The organism is Neorhizobium descurainiae, from assembly GCF_051400715.1.
Lineage (GTDB): Bacteria > Pseudomonadota > Alphaproteobacteria > Rhizobiales > Rhizobiaceae > Neorhizobium.
The window spans coordinates 201,331-219,432 of record NZ_JBLFFK010000009.1; the positions used below are offsets into that span (position 1 = coordinate 201,331).

Below are 18,102 nucleotides of genomic sequence, written 5' to 3' on the forward strand. Positions count from 1 at the left end.
CCTCCTCAGCGGACCAGGCGGATGCGCGGATCGACAAGCGCGTAGACGAAATCGGCAAGCACGCTGGTCAGAACATAGACGAAGGAAATCAGAAGCACGATGACCTGGACGACAAGGAAGTCGCGCGACTGGATGGACTGAATGGCGAGCTGGCCGATGCCCGGCCAGGCAAAGACGGTCTCGATGATGACGGCGCCGGCGAGCAGGTTGCCGATCTCAAGCGCAGCAATCGTGATGACCGGGATCGCCGCGTTGCGCAGCACGTGGCGGAAGACCACCGAGCCGAGCGACAGGCCGCGGGCGCGTCCGGCGCGCACATAGTCCTTGCCGAGCTCGTCGATGATCGAGATGCGGGTCATGCGGGCGAAGGTCGACATGGAGATCGCGCCAAGCGCGATGGAGGGCATGATCAGCGAAGCGAAGTCGCCGGAGCCCGACGTCGGCAGCCAGCGCAGCGTGACGCCAAAGACGAAGATCAGCACGATACCGGAGAGAAAGGTCGGCACGCTCTGGCCGGTGACGACGATCGCGGTCAGGAGCCTTTCCAGCCAGCCGCCGCGGCGCGTCGCCATGAGGATGCCGGCCGGAATGCCCATGCCGATTGCCACGACCAGCGCACCGGCAGCGAGCATGATCGTATAGGGCACGCGCGACAGAACGATATCGAGCGCCGGCACGCGCTGCACGACCGACACGCCGAAATCCAGCCGCCCGAGGCCCTGAAGATAGTCCAGGTATTGCACCCAGATCGGCCGGTCGAAACCGAGTTGGCTGCGCAGCTGGGCGATCATCTCGGCCGATGCGTCCTGCGGCACGAGCAGCAGGGTCGGATCGCCCGAGAGATGCATGACGACGAACACGATGGTGAGAACGCCGAAGATCGCAATGATCGCCTGTATCAAACGCTCGACGGCGTATCTCAACATGGTCCTGCTACCTGTCCTACTGCTGCCAGCTCATATCCATGACGAACATGGCTTCGTTGGCGGTCGGCTGCCATTTCAGGCTCTTGTTGGCACCATAGAGCGCATAGGCCTGATAGAGGCCGATGCCGGGGACGTCTTCGCGCAGGATATCGTAGGCTTCTTCGTAAAGCTTCAGGCGTTCATTCTGATCCAGGATGGTGCGTGCCTTATCGACGGCCGCATCAAACTTCTCGTTCGAATATTTCGCCCAGATGCTGCCGGTGCGGAAGAGCGGGAAGATCACGCCGTCAACGTCCTGGCAGGCGCAGGACCATGCGCCGAAGGCAAGCCCGCCGGCATTGGCCGGATCGCCCTGACGGCGCTTCAGGAAGGTCGCCTGGTCGCTGGAGGAGATTTCCACCTTAAGGCCTGCTTCGTTGACCATCTGCTGGATGGCTTCCACGGTAGCGCGGCTATAGGCCGGCGAGGTCAGGAATTCGACGGTCTGGCCTTCCGCGCCGGCAGCCTTCACCAGTTCCTTCGCCTTGTCGAGATCGTACTCGTAACCCTTGATCTTGTCGGTGTAGCCGAAGACCGGCTCGGCGCCGAGCACCTCCACCGGCTTGCCATACCCTTCGAGCAGCGCCTCGACCAGCGCCTGGCGGTCGATCGCATAGGCGATCGCCTGGCGGACGCGGACATCCTTGGTGGCACCGGCCTGGGCGTTGATGAAGAGATAGCCGATGCGTTCTGTCGGGACCGAGAGAACCTGAGAATTGGAATCGCTCTTGATGCTTTCGGCTTGGTCCGGCGGCACTTCACGGATGAGATCGGCCTTGCCGGTCTTGAGATCCGCGATGCGGGTCGACACGTCAGGAACGGTGCGGAAGACGACCTTCTGGAACGGCGGCTTGGCGCGCCAGTAGCTCGAATAGGCTTCAAGCTCGGTCTGGACGCCCTTCTGCCAGTTGATCATCTTGTACGGGCCAGAACCGAGCGGCTTTAGGTTGAATTCCTGGTCGCCGACCTTCTCGACATAAGCCTTCGGCACGATCGACAGCTTGACGAGTTGGGCGAGCAGCGCCGGATAGGCCGACTTCGTGGCCATCCTCACGACGGTCGGGCTGGTGGCCTCGGCCCTGGTGATCTGGTCGAACTGCGAAAGCTGCGGGCTCTTCAGCTTCGGGTCGATGATGCGGTTGATCGAGAAGGCGACGTCTTCGGCAGTCAGCTTGCTGCCATCCTGGAAGGTGACATCGTCGCGGATTTCGAACTCGATCGTCCTGTCGTCGAGATATTTCCAAGATTTCGCGATCTGCGGCACGATCTCGCCCTTGGCGTCACGGGTCAGAAGATTGTCGAAGATGTTGCGGTAGATCGTATAGCTGTCGGTGTTCCACTGCAGATGCGGATCGAGCGTTGCCGCATCGTTCGGCAGATCGATGGTCAGAGTATCCTTGGTCTGGGCGAATGCGGTCGACGCGGTGAGCGCCAACAGCACTGCGGCTATGGATGCAAATTTAGCAGACATGTTCCTTACCCTCATTGATGTTACTGCTTGATTCAAATGCTTATTCTGCCGGGCTCACGCGGCCGTCTTGAGGCCGGCTTCGTTGGCGCAATAGCGCGCCAGTTCCGCGTGAGTGCAGAACCAGACGTCGCCCTTCGACTGCGCGAGCCGGATGATCTCTTCGAGGATGAAGATGCGCGAGCGATGGCCGATATGGTGCGGGTGCATGGTGAGCTGGAAGAGCCCGCCTTCTTCATAAGCCACTTCGAGCTCCCGGCTGAAGATGTCGAAGACCATCGAAGGGCCGCCATAAGGCCGCGCGCCCGTCATCCGGTCCATCGCCACATAAGGCGCGTCGTCGCGAATCCATTCGACCGGGATTTCGACGACGCCGGTCGGCTCGCCATCCTCCAGAAGCTCGTAAGGCTCCTCGTCGGCCATCAGCGAGGAATCGTAGAGAAGTCCCATCTCGCGGGCGATCTTCAGCGTATAGGGGCTGAAATCCCAGGAGGCCGTCCGCATGCCGACCGGCCGCGCGCCGGAAAGCTTTTCCAGCACATCGGCGGCACGCAATGCGAGATCGCGCTCCGTTGCTTCGTCGAGGCGGGAATTGAACTCGTGGATCCAGCTATGGATGCCGAGTTCATGACCGGCGGCAACGACCGTCTTCACCTCCTCAGCGTTGATCATGGCGGAGACGGCGGGCATGAAGAAGGACGCCGGAACGGAATATTTTTCCAGAAGACGCAGGATGCGCGGCATGCCGGAACGGGCGCCGTACTGGCCCTGGCTCATCTTGCCGAACGAGACGCCGCCATTGCGCAACTCCATCGTCTCGTGATCGGAATCGAAAGACAATGCCACTGCCATGCGCGCGCCGTTTTTCCATCTCTGAGGTCTCAGGGAACGCCCCGCACGCACCTTCCGAACCTTCTCCTGCCAGACTGTATCCGGCCAGGTCCAGGGTTCGGAGACATCGTTTTGCTTATTCGGCACGTTCATGAGATGGTTCATCCTTTCAGCGCGACACTCGAAAATGTGAGTGGCTGCTTTCTAGGCAGAATTGTTATGAGCCGGGTGAATAGTCATCAACGGGGGTTTCGTTCACATACATGAACTCCGAGATAAAAAGCGCCGGCCGGATTCTCGACCTTCTCGAATACATGGCATCCCAGCGAGAGGCGGTTCCGCTTGCCCAGATCATCCGGGATCTCGGCTTTCCCAAAAGCAGTGCGCACGGGCTCATCCAGACGCTCGCGGGACGTGGCCATTTGGTGCGCGATAATGGTGGCCGTTACATGCTGGTGGAAGCAAGCCGACATGGTTTTCCTTTTCGGCGCCATGAGGAGCCGCTGGTGGTGACGGCCCGCCCCTTCATGGAAAAACTGCGTGACGAATCGGGAGAAACGGTGCTGCTCGCGACGATGAACGCGCATTGCGATATCCGGCGGCTGGCGAAATGCGTCAGCCGCCACCGCGTCCGGTATGATGTGAACCTCGACGCGGCGATTGCCGCCTATTGCACCGCGACCGGCCGCGTGCTGCTGGCGCACACGCCGAAAGAGGCCGTGGAGCACTATTTCTCCCGCGTCCAGCTTCTCTCCTATACCCGCTACACGATCACCGACATCGAACGCATCCGCGACATGCTCGTGAAGGTCCGCAGGGATGGCTACGCGCTCAACGACCAGGAATTCGTCACGGGCTCCACCGGAATAGCCGCCCCGATTTTCGATCGCCACGGCGAAGTCGTCGCCGCCATCAATCTCGGCCTTCCGACCGTCCGCTACAACGAGAGGCGTGAGGCCTTCCTGCTCATGGTCCGCAGCGCCGCTGATGCGATCAGCCGGGCGCTGGGATATCATCGCCAAATGAAGGAAAAGTGATCCTGGACCCTTCTCCGTTCCCGAGCTGGATCATCGCTCCGGGGAGCAGGCGATTGCCTGGTTGCGGAAAGGCGAGCGGTCCGGATCGGGGTCCGGCATCGCGTCCAGAAGCATGCGCGTATAATCGCTCTTCGGATGGTCGAATATCTCCGCCACCGGTCCCTGTTCGACAAGCTTGCCGCGGTAGATGACGGCTACGTCGTCGCAGATATAACGGATCACGCCGAGATCGTGGCTGATGAAGAAATAGGTGAGGCCTAGCTCCATCTGCAGTCCGTGAAGGAGGTTCAGCACGTCCGCCTGCACGGAGACATCGAGCGCTGAAGTCGGTTCGTCGAGGATCAGGAATTCCGGCCGAACGGCAAGCGCCCGGGCAATGCCGATGCGCTGGCGCTGGCCGCCGGAGAATTCGTGCGGATAGCGGAACAGGTGTTCCGACCTCAAACCAACCTGAAGCAGCAGTTCCAGTACACGTTCGGTGCGCTGGCGGGCATTGAGGTTCACCACATCGCCGTGAATCAGCAGCGGTTCGGCAACGATGTCATGGATCGTCATGCGCGGATCGAGCGAGGCATAGGGGTCCTGGAAGACGATCTGCAGGCGTGACCTGAGCCGCCGCATCTCGAGCGGCGTCAGCTTGTGGATATCCGCGCCGTCGAAAAGAATGTTGCCCGCCGACAGGCTTTCGAGCCGCAGGATGCAGCGCGTCAGCGTCGTCTTGCCGGAACCGGATTCGCCGACAAGGCCGAAGCTCGCTCCTTTCCTGATCGACAGGCTGACGTCATCGAGCGCCGTGAAGCCGTCCCCCCGACCGAAGAAGCCCTGGCGCGGACCTGGAAAAATCTTGGTGACGTTCCGGATGTCGAGGCTCATGCGGATATCTCCGGCATCACGCCGCTCAAGCCCTTGAGCTCGCCGCGCTTGGTATGGGCGGTCGGCACCGAGTTCAAGAGCGCTTGGGTATAGCTGTGGCCCGGCCGTTTCAGCACATCGCCGACGGGACCGGATTCCAGAATGCGGCCGCGATACATGACGGCGACATGACTGCATATCTGAGCCACGACGCCGAGATTATGGGTGATCAGCAGCACGCCGATGTTCCGCTCGGCGACGAGATCATGGATCAGCCGGAGGATTTGCGCCTGCACGGAGACATCGAGCGCCGTCGTCGGCTCGTCGGCAATCAGCAGGTCCGGCTTGCCGATCATCGCCATGGCGATGAGCACGCGCTGGCGCATGCCGCCGGAAAACTGATGCGGATAGTCATGAATGCGCTCGGCTGGCTTCGGGATGCCGACCTTCTCAAGCATTTCCACCGCGACGCGACGCGCGGCCTTCTTGAGATCACCACGCGAAGCGCCGGCGGAAAGCCCAAGCACGGACGGGTCCGCATGGCCGGCATGGAGCGCCACATCGACGAGCTGGGTGCCGATCCGGAAGGCCGGATTGAGATTGGTCGTCGGATCCTGGAAGATCATGCCGATATGACGGCCGCGCAGCGCCCGCATCTCCCTGTCGGTCGCCTTCAGCATATCCTTGCCCTGGAACTCGATCGAACCGGCGAGATAGCGCCCCGGCGGCGACGCAATGAGCCGCGAGACGGACAGGCCCGTCAGCGACTTGCCGCTGCCCGTTTCGCCGACCATGCCCCATATCTCGCCGCGCTCGATCTTGAGATCGATGCCGTGGAGAATCTGCGTCTCCCCCTCATAGCTCCTCATCGCGAGGTTGAGGTTCCTGATGTCGAGAAGCGTCATCTTACTCTCCCCTATCGTCGGGCCTTGGGGTCGAGGACATCGCGCAACCCGTCGCCCAGCAGGTTGAAGGCCAGCACGGCCAGGAAGATGGCGATGCCAGGAGCGACCGCCGTCCACCAGTAGTCCGGCATGTAGCTGCGGGCGCCGGAAAGGAGCGTCCCCCATTCCGGCGTCGGCGGCTTGACGCCGATGCCGACGAAGCCGAGCGAGGCAACGGTGAGAATCGCAAAACCCATGTCGAGCGAGGCCTTGATGACGATCGGCGAGACGATGTTGGGCAGGATGTGCTTGCCGAGAATACGCGCCCAGCCGGCGCCGAGCGCATGGGCAGCCACGACAAACTGCTCCTCCTTTTTGACGATCACCTCGCCGCGTACCAACCGCGCATAGGCCGGCCACCAGGTGATCGAGATGGCGATGATCATGTTGAAGACACCGGTTCCGAGCGCTGCCGCGACCGCCATGGCGAGGATCAGGCTTGGGATCGTAAGCAGCAAATCGGTGATGCGCATCAGGATCTCGTCGATCCAGCCGCCGAAATAGCCGGCGATCGCGCCAACGACCGTACCGACCACGATGGCGATGAAAACAACCGCAAGGCCCGAAAAGAGCGAGACCTGCGAACCGACCAGCACGAGCGAGAACATGTCCTGTCCGAGCGCATTGGTGCCGAACCATGCGGTCGCGGATGGCGGCTGGAAGCGCGCCGCGGTATTGGTGCCGCCGACGACATGCTCCGGATGCGGCACGATCCAGGGCGCGAGGATGGCGAGCACGATCAGCAGGATGACGATCGCAAGTCCGATGACCGAGAGCCAGCTCTGGCGAAACCGGTAGAAGGCGCGGCTCCAGTTCTCGATCCTTGCGGACCGGGCGCGTTTCGGAATGGCGACGGGAGCCAAGGGCTGGGACTGGGTCATGCGTAGCGTACCTTCGGATTGAAGACGCCGTAAAGAAGGTCGACGACGAGCATGGTGAGAAGATAGATGATGGCGATGACGAGGGTAACGCCGATCACCGGCATGAAATCCTGGGTCAGGATCGCCTGCGTGGCGTAAAGGCCGAGACCAGGCCAGTCGAACACCGTTTCGACCAGAACCGTGCCGCCGAGCAGCCAGGAGACGTAGAGCCCGATCACCGTCAGCGTCGAGGTCATGGCGTTCTTCAGCACGTATTTGAAGAGGATCAGCCGGTTGGAGAGGCCGAGCGCCCGCTCCGTCATCACGTAATCCTGCTGCAGTACCTCGATCGTCGAAGCGCGCATCATCCGCATGATGGTCGCAAGCGGCGAGAGCGCCATGGCGATCGCCGGCAATGCCAGGTGCGACAGCGCGATCTGAAAGGCATCCCGGTCGCCGGCGATCAGGGCGTCGATCGTATAGAGACCCGTCACATGCTCCGGCGGGCTCTCGATCAGCGGATAGCGGCCGGACAGCGGCAGGATATCCAGCCAGGCGGCAAAGGCCATCTGCAGGAGAAGGCCGAGGAAGAAGCGCGGCATGGCGATGCCGCCGAGCGCCACCGTGCGGGTCGCATAGTCGAGCGCCCCGTTTTTGTAGACGGCGGTCAGGAGGCCGAGCGGGATGCCGACGACCACCGCAATGAAAAGCGCGGCGAAGACCAGCTCCAGGGTCGCCGGAAGATATTCCAGAATATCCGCAAAGACCGGACGGCGGGTGAAGACGGACATGCCCCAGTCGCCGGAAACGAGACCGGTGAGATAGTCCCAATATTGCACCGGCAGGGGTTGGTCGAGACCGAATTCCTGCCTCATTTGAGCGATCAGCTCCGGTGTCGCGTTCGGTCCGGCGGCAAGGCCGACCGGGTCACCGGGCAGGATGCGCGCCACGATGAACAGAAGCAGGGTCAGTCCGAACAGCATCGGCACGAGCAGGACGAGCCTGCGCAAAATATATAGCAACATTCGCGAGCTCCGGTGCCGGCGGATGCCTGAAGAAGCAGCCCGCCGGAGAGGAATGCCTCAGGCGATCGACAGGGGCCAGATTTCCATCGTGTTGGCGGCCACGGGACTGAACACATAGTCCTTCACGTTGTCGCGCATCGCGAACTTGCGCAGTTCGAGAATGCCGAAGATATCCGGCGCATCCTCGACAACGACGGCCTGGAATTTCTTGTAGAGCTCGGCACGCTTTGCCGTGTCGATTTCGGCCCGGGCGTCTTCGATCAGCTTGTCTACTTCCGGGTTCTTGTAGACCGGGTTCTGCCATTGGCCGTTGCGCGAGGAATGGTAGGCGGCAAACGCGGTATTGTCCGGGTCGGCGTAGTTCGGCGACTGGAAGATCGAGTAGAAGTCGACCATCGTGTCGGGCGAACGGGCCATCGCAACCGTATCCGGCCAGGTCATGGCACGGATATCGAGGTCGATGTTCAACGCCTTCAGAGACTCCAGCATGATGAGGCACCAGCGGCGCTGGTTCTCGTAGCCGGAGGCGTGATGCATGGAGAGCGTGATGCCGCCGTCCTTGTACTGCGACTTGGCGAGATAGTCCTTCGCCTTCGCCATGTCCTGCTCGTAGCCCTTGAGGTCCGGATCGAAGCCGAAGATGCCGGTCGGCAGCGGGCCCTTCATCAGCTGAGCCGGGCCGGCGGCATCGAGCATGCCCTTGTAGTTGAACGCGTAGGAGACCGCCTTGCGGAGGTTCTTGTCGGCAAGCGGCCCCTTGGCGGTGTTCATCTTGATCGTGAACGTGCGGTAGTCGGGCTCCATGATACGGACGACATGCGGCATGTCCTTGATGGCGTCCATGTCTTCCGCGAACATGTCGAGCGCAAAATGCACCTCGCCCCGCTGAAGCATCAGGCGGGCGGTCGAAGCTTCGCGGACAATCTTCCAGATCGCGCCATCGAGATTGCCGCCCTTATGCCAGTCGTCCTCGACGCGGACGAGCTCGTAGAGATCGCCCGGCTTGACGCGGCCCAGTTTGAAGGCACCGGAACCCGCCATGTTGGCGAGCAGATAGGCCTGGCCGTCATCCGTGCCTTTATTGGCCTCGACCAGTTTCGAATTGACGACGAACATCCACGGCAGGACGGAAAGAAGCGGCGCGAAGGGCTTTTTCAACGTCATCGTCACGGTCATTTCGCCGGTTGCCTTGACGCTGTTCTGGTCGAGGACGCCGGACACCATCCAGGCCGGACCCTTGGCGAGGCGCAGCAGGCGCGCGAAGGAATATTCGACGTCCTTTGCGGTCACCGGCGTGCCGTCCTGGAACTTGGCGTTGCCGTCGAGCTCGAAGGTGTAGACGAGGCCGTCTTCCGACTGGTTCCAACTCTTGGCGAGGCCCGGTGCCGGCACCGGCGGATTGTTCACCACCCGCACCAGCGGATCATAGGTGTTGCGGAAGAGCCATTGCGGCGCATAACCGGTCGCCACATGCGGGTCGAAATTCGGAATATCGACGGTGCTCGCCAGCACCATGATCTTCTTGCCCGCCGCATTGGCGATCCAGGGAAGCGTTGCGGCAGCCGTGACCCCTGCAGCACCGATCAGAAATTGACGTTTATTCAGTTTGAGCATGTCCATTCCCCTTTTTATGTCTGCATTGCCCGTTGTTGATGAAGAGAGCCGATCTTACCGGCTCGCGGCCGGCGAAAGGCGTGCGGAGGCTGCCAGTTCCTTCTTGCGTTCGCTCAAGCGATAGACCCTCTCGGCGGTTTCGGCGCTGACGTAGTCTTCCCTTACGTCCTCCTCGATCAGCTCGACGGAGCGGTTGGCCGGATCACCGAAACCGGCACCGCCGCCAAGCTGCAGCTCGACCACCCGATCGGTGCGGTCGACGACGAAAAGACCGCCGGTGCCGACGTCCTCGATCACATTGCCGTCCTCATCGCGGACATAGCCGTGGGAGAGCAGGCCGTGCTGCCCGCCGAACAGGCCGTCGATCGGAGCATTCACACCTTCCGGAGAGACGAAGACCGTCACCGACGTGCCGTCGTCATAGCGCTTCGCAAGCCGGATGCGCGCGCCGAGACCGCCGCGGAACTCGCCGGCCCCACCGGAATCCTGTACGAAGCCCTTTTCGAGGACGACCACCGGCGAACGGCTTTCGAGAAGCTCGATCGACGAGGTTGCCGCCGAGGTCGGCCACAAAACCGAAGACTTCCCATCCTTGGCGGAGCTGCCGCCCTGTCCGCCGCCGGAAAGCAGGTGGTCGTAGTAGACCTTGCCGTCCGGCGTCTTGCCGTAGACCGTCAAGAGGCTCGGCAGGCCGGTATGGGCGATGACCTTTTGGGGCGCGGCCCCCGAAAGAGCGCGGAAGATGTTCGGCGACGTGTACCAGCCGGTCCGGGTGCGCAGGCTGACCGGCGCCGGCTTGTTGCAGTTCATCACCGAGCCCTTGGGGGCCTTGACCGTCAGCGGTCGATAGCAGCCGGCATTGCCGCGGACCGAAGGTGTCAGCATGCACTTCAGCGGATAGGTGGAATGGGCAGTCGTGTAGCTCAGCGTGCAGTTGATGCCGCCGAGCGGCACTTCCGGCGGCGCGCCTTCGAAATCGAGCTCGATCTCGTCGTCCCTGATCGTCACCTTGACCGGCACGGTCATATGCGTGCCGAGCGGATTGTAGGAGATGGTCGAAGTGTGGACACCGTTCGGCAGCGCCCGGATCGCATCGCGCATCGCCCTTTCGGAACGGGACTGCACGACTTCGGCCAGCGCCTGCAGATCCGAAAGGCCGTATTCCTCCATGAAGGACACGAGGCGGCGTGCACCGGTATCGTTGGCGGCGACCAGCGAGCGGACATCGCCCAGAACCTGATGGGAGTCGCGGATGTTTTCTGCCATCAGCCGGAAGAGATCTTCGTTTTCGACGCCCGCCTTGATGAGCTTCATCGGCGGAATCTGCAGGCCTTCTTCGTAAACTTCCGTCGCCTTCATGCCATTGCGCGTGCCGCCGATATCGCCGACATGTCCGACCGTACCCATGACGGCCACGACCTTGCCGTTGTTGAAGACCGGCGTCATGACCGCAATGTCGAACAGATGGCCGGCGCACAACCACGGGTCGTTGCAGACCAGCACATCGCCCGGCTCGAGGGTTTCGACCGGATAGCGCTGCAGCGCGGCCTTCACGACCATCGGCAGCGTCAGATTGAAGACCGGCATGACGCGGGCCGAATGCGCCAGCGTTTCACCGGTCGCATCGAGGATCGAGCAGCCGAAATCCTGGGATTCCGAGATGATCAGCGAATAGGCTGTCCGGCAGACCGTGTGCCACATCTCTTCCGCGACGGTGACCAGGCGGCTCCACATGATCTCAAGCGCAATTGGATCGGATTCGATCTTTTCGATCGCTTCCAGCTTCGTCATCTGAGGCGTCACGAGAGCCAGCCCCTTGCCGATGGTCGCGATCTTGATGCGCAGGTTGCCGGCGGCATCGACCGTCAGCACGTCGCCGGGCGGAACGATCGTCGTCGACTCACGCTCCTCGATGATCGCAGGCCCCTGAACCGTCATGCCCAATGTCAGCTTGTAGCGGTCGTAGATGCCCGCATCGACGAAACCTTCGCCGAAATAGCACTTGCGGTAGCCCTTGAGCGCGCCGTCGCTAGAGGCCGCGATATCGGCCTGGCGGATCGAGAGCTCGGGTGTCGCACCGCTCACGCGAACGCGGAAAGAAAGGATTTCGAGCTCGGCTTCCGCCGGCACGCGGGTGTAGCGGGCCGCATAGACGTCTTCGAAGGCCTTGCGGATCGCGCCGTAAGCGCCGGCGCCGAGTTCGCCGGCCGGGACCGGCACATTGATCTCATGGAGCTGGCCGACAAGCCGCATGTCCGCAGTGCGTTCGATGATGATGTCTTCAGCCTTTGCACCGGCGGAAAGCAGCTTCGACTTGCCTTCTTCGGCAAGTTCACCGAAGGCGGCGTTAAGGGAGGCCGCATCGAAATCCGGCGAGAGCTCCATCGGCCGCGAGCGAACGAGATCGAAGGAAAGCGGCGCCGTCAGGAAGCCGAATGCGGATGCAGCGCCGCTCGCCTGCGGAATGATGACCTCGGACACGCCGAGAATGCGGGCAACGCGGGCAGCAAAGGCCGGCCCCGCGCCGCCGAAACCGATCATCGAATAGCCGCGCGGATCCTTGCCCTTTTCGACGAGATGGATGCGGGTGGCGCTTGCCATGTTTTCGCCAACCACCTGATGAATGCCCCAGGCGGCCTCGACGGTCGAGATGCCAAGCGGTTCTGCGATCGTCTTCAAAGCCTTCTCGGCGGCGTCGAGATCGAGCGTCATGCGGCCGCCGAGGAAGAAGGCCGGGTCGTAATAGCCGAGTGCAACGCTGGCATCCGTGACGGTCGGCTTGGTGCCGCCGGCGCCGTAGCAGGCAGGCCCCGGAGAAGCGCCCGCCGAATGCGGCCCGACCTGCAGGAGGCCGACCTCGTCGATCGCGGCGATCGAGCCACCGCCCGCGCCGATCTCAATCATGTCCACAACCGGTGCCTTGATTGGCAGGCCGGAGCCATTCTTGAAGCGCCGCATGCGGCCGGCTTCGAGATAGGAAGCAATATGGGCCATGCCGTTTTCGATCATGCAGGCCTTGGCCGTCGTGCCGCCCATGTCGAAGGCAATGACGTTTTCCTGACCGGCGGCCTTGCCGAACCAGGCGGTCGCAAGCGCACCGCCGGCCGGGCCGGATTCCAAAAGGCGGATCGGGAATTCGCGAGCCTCGTCGACCGAAACCAGACCGCCGGCCGAATGCATCAGCCGGAAAGCGCCCTTGAAGCCGCGGGCGGCAAGCTCCTTCTCGAAGCGGCGCAGATAACGGTCCATCAGCGGCTGCACGTAGGCGTTGGCGCAGGTGGTGACGAAACGCTGGTATTCGGAAATCTCGGCCACGACCTCCGAAGAAATGGAAACGGAAATATCCGGATAGTGCTGCCTGATGATCTCGCGCACCCGCTTCTCATGCGAAGGGTTGCGGTAGGAATGCATCAGGCAGACGGCAATCGCCTCGACCCGGTCCGCCGCCAGTTTCTTGACGGCGCGCAGGACCGAAACTTCGTCGAGCGGCTTGATGACGCCGCCATCGGCGCCGATGCGCTCGCAAATCTCGATGCGGCGCGAGCGGCTGACCAGCGGATCCGGGAAAGTCAGGAAAAGATCGTAGATGTCGTAGCGCTGCTCGGTGCCGATCTCCAGGACGTCGCGGAACCCTTCGGTGGTGATGAGGCCGACCGATGCACCCTTGCGTTCGATGACGGCATTGGTGACGAGCGTCGTGCCATGGACGATCTCCGAAAGGTCGGCGACCGAGATTTCCCCGGCCTTCATCAGATCGGCAAGGCCGCCCAACGCGCCCTGCGACGGATCCTTCGGCGTTGTCAGGCACTTGTGCAGCCGGATGGCTGCTGCCTGCTCATCGAACAGGATGAAATCGGTAAAGGTGCCCCCGATATCGACGCCGGCGCGGAAATTCCTGGAAGTCTGGTGCATTCACATGTTCCCCAATACGCAAAAGCCGATGGATCGCAACGGCCCGATACAGCCCACCATTTCCGGCGGCATGCATGGCTACTCATCTCGGGTTCTGTGCGCCCGGCGTGCGAATGGGAAATGCCTCTCTCAAGAGGAATCGATCTGCCGATCTGCCCTGTTCCGCCGCTTTTTTAAGCATGAAGTATTTTGATCTCTTTATAGGCGGCAATTTTCAGGGAGTCCAGAACAAGTTTCATATTTGACAATGAGTTCCAATAATGGAACTATACAAAAGCGATTTCGCGCATAGGATGAAGAATGAGCTCGCTTGAAGACGCCATATCCATTCTCGGTTGCTTCTCGCTGGCCGAGCCTTCGCTGTCGCAGGCGGAACTGGCACGTCGGACCGGCTGTCCGAAGGCCACGGCCTCACGCGTGATGAAAACCTTGCGGGAAAACGGCATCCTCGACTTCGATCCGGTGACGCGCCTCTACACACCCGGCATCCGGCTCTTCGAGCTTGGCCAAATCTGCCGTTCGAACCACAATTTCCTGGATCTGGTGAGCACCGAACTGGAGGAGGTCTGCGCCGTCGGCGGCCACACGGCCTATGTGACGGTGTTCGACGGGCATCAGCTTGTCGTACTGCGCATGGTGCGCGGCTCAAGCCCACTTGCCATCACGTCAACGCCGGGATACCGCGCCTGGCCGCACGCGACCTCCAACGGCCGCGCCATGCTGGCGCTGCTGAACGAGGAGGAATGGAAATTGCGCGTTCCGGATCAATTGCCCTTCGTGACGACCAGGGCTCCGCAAAATCACGAGGAACTGCTGGCGCGCATCCGGACCATCCACGAGACAGGGCGCTCTCATTCGACGAACGATTCTTACGACGGCGTGTCGTCGGAAGGCATCGCTTTCCGCGATCCTGGAACCGGCGAGGTCATCGGCGTGGCGATCTCCTACCCGACTGTCATGGGAACGCCCGAACTGCAGGACAAGATCAACAGCCTGCTCGCGAAAATGAAGGCCAACCTGATGCGACATGCCTGAGCCTGATGAGATGAACCGGCGAGCCTCACGAAGCAGCCGCCGGTTCTTGTCGGGAGACGCATGCCACAAGCTCAACGGCAGGCATGAGGCGAGATCGCACGCCCTCGATCAATCCGACGGATAGACATGCGCCATGGCCGGATCGAACGAAAATTCGATCTGATGGTCGATCGCGAACTCCGCATCCTGAGGAAGAGCGGCAATGACCTTTTCACCGGAACGCGTCTCAAAGCCAATGATCGTCTCGGTGCCGAGCCGTTCGACCATTGTCACCTTGCCGCCGACGGACCCTTGCCCGCCCTGCACCTTGCCGGGTGTCAGATATTGCGGCCGGATACCGAGCCAGACGCTATCGCCGATCGAAAACCCCCGTCCTTTGACAGCAACGGGAGCAATCGATCCAGAAGCCACCCGGACCGTATCGCCATCGGCACCTTCGACCTTCACGGGCAGAAAGTTCATCTTCGGCGAGCCGATGAAGCCGGCGACGAATTTGTTGGCCGGGTTCTTGTAGAGGTCGATTGGCGCGCCGATCTGGCGCACGGTGCCGCCTTCGAGCACGACGATCTTATCGGCGAGCGTCATCGCCTCGACCTGGTCGTGGGTCACATAGATCATCGTCGAACCGAGATCGCGATGCAGCTTGGCAAGCTCCATGCGCATATCGACGCGCAGCGCCGCATCGAGGTTCGAAAGCGGCTCGTCGAACAGGAAGACGTCAGGTTTGCGGACGATCGCCCGTCCGATCGCAACGCGCTGGCGCTGGCCGCCGGAGAGCTGGCTCGGCTTGCGCTCAAGGAGGTGCTCCATCTGCAGAATGCGCGCCGCCTCGCGCACCCTTGCGTCCAGTTCCGCCTTCGGCGTCTTGTTGAGCGAAAGCCCGAAGCCCATGTTTTCATAGACCGTCATATGGGGGTAGAGCGCGTAGGACTGGAAGACCATGGCGATGCCGCGCTCGCGCGGCTGCACCTCGTTGACCAGCCTATCGCCGATACGGAGCTCGCCTCCCGTTATCTCCTCGAGACCGGCGATCATCCTCAGAAGCGTGGACTTGCCGCAGCCCGACGGGCCGACGAAAACGACGAATTCGCCGTCTTTGATATCGATATCGACGCCTTTGATGATGTCGACTGATCCGAAGCTCTTCTTGAGCCCGGTCAAACGCAAACCTGCCATCTTCCTCTCTCTTCTTTCTTCTCAGAGCGATCGCGCTGCCGTCTGGAGCGCTTCGAACGCCGCGAAGCGGCGCTCGTGCAGCGCGGCAATCTCACCGCCAGCCGGCTTGAACTCCGCGGTGATCGCGGACATCGCGGTCATGGCCGCTTCCACGCTGGGATAGGTCTTGCCGGCAACGGCGCCGAGCATGGCCGAACCGAGCAGAACCGGCTCGCTTTCCCTGGAAACCAGTATCGGAAGACCCGTGCTGTCTGCGAGAAGTTGGCGAATGAGCGGGTGCCGTCCTGCCCCGCCGCTCAAGGTGATCGCATCAATGGTCGCACCGCGCTCACGGCTTGCGGCGATGATCTGGCGAAGACCGTAGCCGAGGCTGAGAATGCCGGCGACATACAGCGAGACGAGACTTTCTATGTCGCTTTCCAGGCCAAGACCCGCGATCAGGCCGCGAGCATCCGGATCGGCAAAGGGCGAGCGATTGCCGAGAAAATCCGGTACGACATGGATGGAGCCGGCCAACCGAGCAGCTCCCGAAAAGGAAGGAGCGGCTTTCTTCGCTTCTTCGGCCAGCCATTCGGGCAGAGACATGCCCACGGCCGTAGCCTTGTGCCGGGCGTCTGAGGCTGCCGGATGAAAAGCGATCAGGTGATCGATGGCGGCACCCGCTGCCGATTGCCCACCTTCGCTGAGCCAGAGCCCCGGGACCATCGCCGAATAATAGGGTCCCCAGACACCAGGCACGAAGAGCGGTTCGCTGCTGCTCGCCATCGTGCAGGCGGAGGTGCCGAAGACATAGGCTATGCGTGTCAGGACCGAGCCCTGTCCGCCGGCTCCGCCCGTCGATCCGACGCCGCCTGCATGGGCGTCGATCAGCCCGCTAGCGACCGGCGTGCCGGGCCTTAGCCCGAGTTCTTCGGCCGCCTCAAGCGTCAGTCCGCTCGCCAGTGCCGATCCGGCCTCGACAATCTCTGTGCCGATCCGTACAAAACCGTCATCCGCCAAATCGGCAAGTCCGATCTCCCGGAAATAAGTTTCGTCCCAGCGCTTCTCATGCGCCAGATAGGTCCATTTGCAGGTGACCGTGCAGACGGAGCGCGCAAGGCTCCCTGTCGCCCGCCAGGTGAGGAAATCGGCCAGATCGAAGAACTGCCATGCCGCGTTATAGCTATCAGGCAGGTTCTCCTTGAGCCACAGGAGCTTTGGCGTTTCCATCTCCGGCGAGATCGTGCCGCCTACATAGTTCAGCACCGCATGGCCTGTCTTGTTGATCCGTCGGGTCTGGTCAAGCGCGCGATGATCCATCCAGACGATGATATTGCGCTCCGGGTCGCCGGATGCTCCGACAGGCAAGGGCCGCCCGCCCTGGCCCAACACGACCAGCGAGCAGGTGGCATCGAAGCCGATGCCGCCGATATCCTGGCCGGAAAGGCCGGCGGCATCCAGCGCCTCGCGGACGCTGGCGCAAACCGCCCGCCAGATATCGTTGCTGGATTGTTCGGCGATGTCGGCGCCTTCCCGGTAAAGCGCGATGTCACGCTTCGCCGTCGAGACCATGACGCCATTGCGGTCGAATATTCCGGCGCGGGCGCTGCCCGTTCCCACATCGATGCCAACGAAGAAAGAACTCATGGTCAAAGATCCGTGCTGAGAGGCAGGATGACGAGATCGCGGATGGTGATGTTGCGCGGCCGGGACAGCATGAACATCACCGCTTCGGCGACTTCCGTCGCCTCCATCAGACCTCCGGCGGCGATTGCCTCATCGAGCTTCGCTTGCGGCCAATCGCTGATCAATGCGGTGATGACCGGGCCGGGCGCCACCGCACCGACACGGATGCCATGCTTGGCAACCTGGCGCCGTAGCGTATGAACGAAGGCCTGCACGGCATGTTTGGACGCCGTATAGATGGGCTCCCAGACGACCGGGACGAGGCCGGCGATCGAGCTCGTCATGATGATGTCGCCGGTCTTTCGCTCCACCATGTGAGGCAGGACCGCCTGCACGGACCGGAAAGCCGCATTGACGTTCAGATTGAGCATGCGATCCCAGGCATCGGGATCGCCATCGACGACCTCGCCGCCGATATAGGCGCCGGCATTGGCATGGAAGATATCGAGCTTTCCGAACCGCTCGAGGATCTGCGGCATCATCGTGGAAACGCTCGCGGCGTCGGTGAGATCGACCGCGATCGGAAAAGCGTTCGGCCCCAGTTCGGCACTCAGTGCTTCAAGCGCATCCGTCGCTCTGTCGACAAGCGCGACGCCGACACCTTCACGCAATAGGGACCTGGCGCATTCCCGGCCGATACCCGAGGCAGCGCCGGTAACAGCTGCGACCTTTCCGGAGAGTTCCTGTCTCATGTCATTCCTTGCTCAATTCATGCGGT

General features: G+C 62.0%; 14 protein-coding genes. 2 read left to right on the plus strand and 12 right to left on the minus strand.

Features of this window, described 5'->3' with window-relative positions; translation table 11 throughout:
- Positions 1–5: 5 nt before the first annotated feature.
- From ACMGE0_RS17670 to ACMGE0_RS17680, 3 genes are read right to left on the minus strand one after another with little or no spacing between them, the layout of a single operon-like run.
- Positions 6–926, minus strand: a complete 921-nt coding sequence (locus ACMGE0_RS17670) for an ABC transporter permease (RefSeq protein ID WP_436817180.1) — start codon at positions 924–926, stop codon at positions 6–8.
- Between the two features lie 16 nt (positions 927–942).
- Positions 943–2,436, minus strand: coding sequence for an ABC transporter substrate-binding protein (locus ACMGE0_RS17675; RefSeq protein WP_436817181.1), 1,494 nt, complete (start codon positions 2,434–2,436; stop codon positions 943–945).
- Positions 2,437–2,490: 54 nt separating this feature from the next.
- Positions 2,491–3,417 carry a polysaccharide deacetylase family protein gene (locus tag ACMGE0_RS17680; protein ID WP_436817182.1) on the minus strand — a complete coding sequence of 309 codons (927 nt, stop codon included), beginning with the start codon at positions 3,415–3,417 and terminating at the stop codon, positions 2,491–2,493.
- A gap of 110 nt (positions 3,418–3,527) precedes the next feature.
- Between ACMGE0_RS17680 and ACMGE0_RS17685 the strand changes: the two genes are divergently transcribed.
- Entirely contained in the window at positions 3,528–4,301 is a 774-nt protein-coding gene (locus tag ACMGE0_RS17685) for an IclR family transcriptional regulator (RefSeq protein WP_436817183.1), read from the plus strand.
- Positions 4,302–4,331: 30 nt separating this feature from the next.
- On the opposite strand, the gene ACMGE0_RS17690 is transcribed toward ACMGE0_RS17685, so the two are convergent.
- From ACMGE0_RS17690 to ACMGE0_RS17715, 6 genes are read right to left on the minus strand one after another with little or no spacing between them, the layout of a single operon-like run.
- Positions 4,332–5,174, minus strand: a complete 843-nt coding sequence (locus ACMGE0_RS17690; protein WP_436817184.1) for an ABC transporter ATP-binding protein — start codon at positions 5,172–5,174, stop codon at positions 4,332–4,334.
- Positions 5,171–6,058: an ABC transporter ATP-binding protein gene (locus tag ACMGE0_RS17695; RefSeq protein WP_436817185.1), complete on the minus strand. Its 888-nt coding sequence runs from the start codon at positions 6,056–6,058 to the stop codon at positions 5,171–5,173. Before ACMGE0_RS17695 ends, ACMGE0_RS17690 begins: the two co-directional genes overlap by 4 nt.
- 11 nt (positions 6,059–6,069) lie before the next feature.
- On the minus strand, positions 6,070–6,978 hold the full coding sequence (locus ACMGE0_RS17700; RefSeq protein ID WP_436817186.1) for an ABC transporter permease: 909 nt from the start codon (positions 6,976–6,978) through the stop codon (positions 6,070–6,072).
- On the minus strand, positions 6,975–7,982 hold the full coding sequence (locus tag ACMGE0_RS17705; protein ID WP_436817187.1) for an ABC transporter permease: 1,008 nt from the start codon (positions 7,980–7,982) through the stop codon (positions 6,975–6,977). Before ACMGE0_RS17705 ends, ACMGE0_RS17700 begins: the two co-directional genes overlap by 4 nt.
- 57 nt (positions 7,983–8,039) lie before the next feature.
- Positions 8,040–9,596, minus strand: coding sequence for an ABC transporter substrate-binding protein (locus ACMGE0_RS17710; RefSeq protein WP_436817188.1), 1,557 nt, complete (start codon positions 9,594–9,596; stop codon positions 8,040–8,042).
- Between the two features lie 54 nt (positions 9,597–9,650).
- Positions 9,651–13,508: a hydantoinase B/oxoprolinase family protein gene (locus ACMGE0_RS17715; protein ID WP_436817189.1), complete on the minus strand. Its 3,858-nt coding sequence runs from the start codon at positions 13,506–13,508 to the stop codon at positions 9,651–9,653.
- A gap of 300 nt (positions 13,509–13,808) precedes the next feature.
- Between ACMGE0_RS17715 and ACMGE0_RS17720 the strand changes: the two genes are divergently transcribed.
- The gene (locus ACMGE0_RS17720) at positions 13,809–14,543 is read left to right on the plus strand and encodes an IclR family transcriptional regulator (RefSeq protein ID WP_436817190.1); all 735 of its coding nucleotides are present in this window, start codon (positions 13,809–13,811) and stop codon (positions 14,541–14,543) included.
- Between the two features lie 108 nt (positions 14,544–14,651).
- On the opposite strand, the gene ACMGE0_RS17725 is transcribed toward ACMGE0_RS17720, so the two are convergent.
- From ACMGE0_RS17725 to ACMGE0_RS17735, 3 genes are read right to left on the minus strand one after another with little or no spacing between them, the layout of a single operon-like run.
- A complete protein-coding gene (locus ACMGE0_RS17725; RefSeq protein WP_436817191.1) occupies positions 14,652–15,719 on the minus strand; it encodes an ABC transporter ATP-binding protein in 1,068 nt (355 codons plus the stop codon).
- Between the two features lie 21 nt (positions 15,720–15,740).
- Positions 15,741–17,345 (minus strand): FGGY-family carbohydrate kinase, encoded by a 1,605-nt coding sequence (locus ACMGE0_RS17730; protein ID WP_436817192.1) that lies wholly within the window; start codon positions 17,343–17,345, stop codon positions 15,741–15,743.
- A 2-nt stretch (positions 17,346–17,347) separates the two neighbouring features.
- Positions 17,348–18,076, minus strand: a complete 729-nt coding sequence (locus tag ACMGE0_RS17735; protein ID WP_436817193.1) for an SDR family oxidoreductase — start codon at positions 18,074–18,076, stop codon at positions 17,348–17,350.
- Positions 18,077–18,102: the final 26 nt, after the last annotated feature.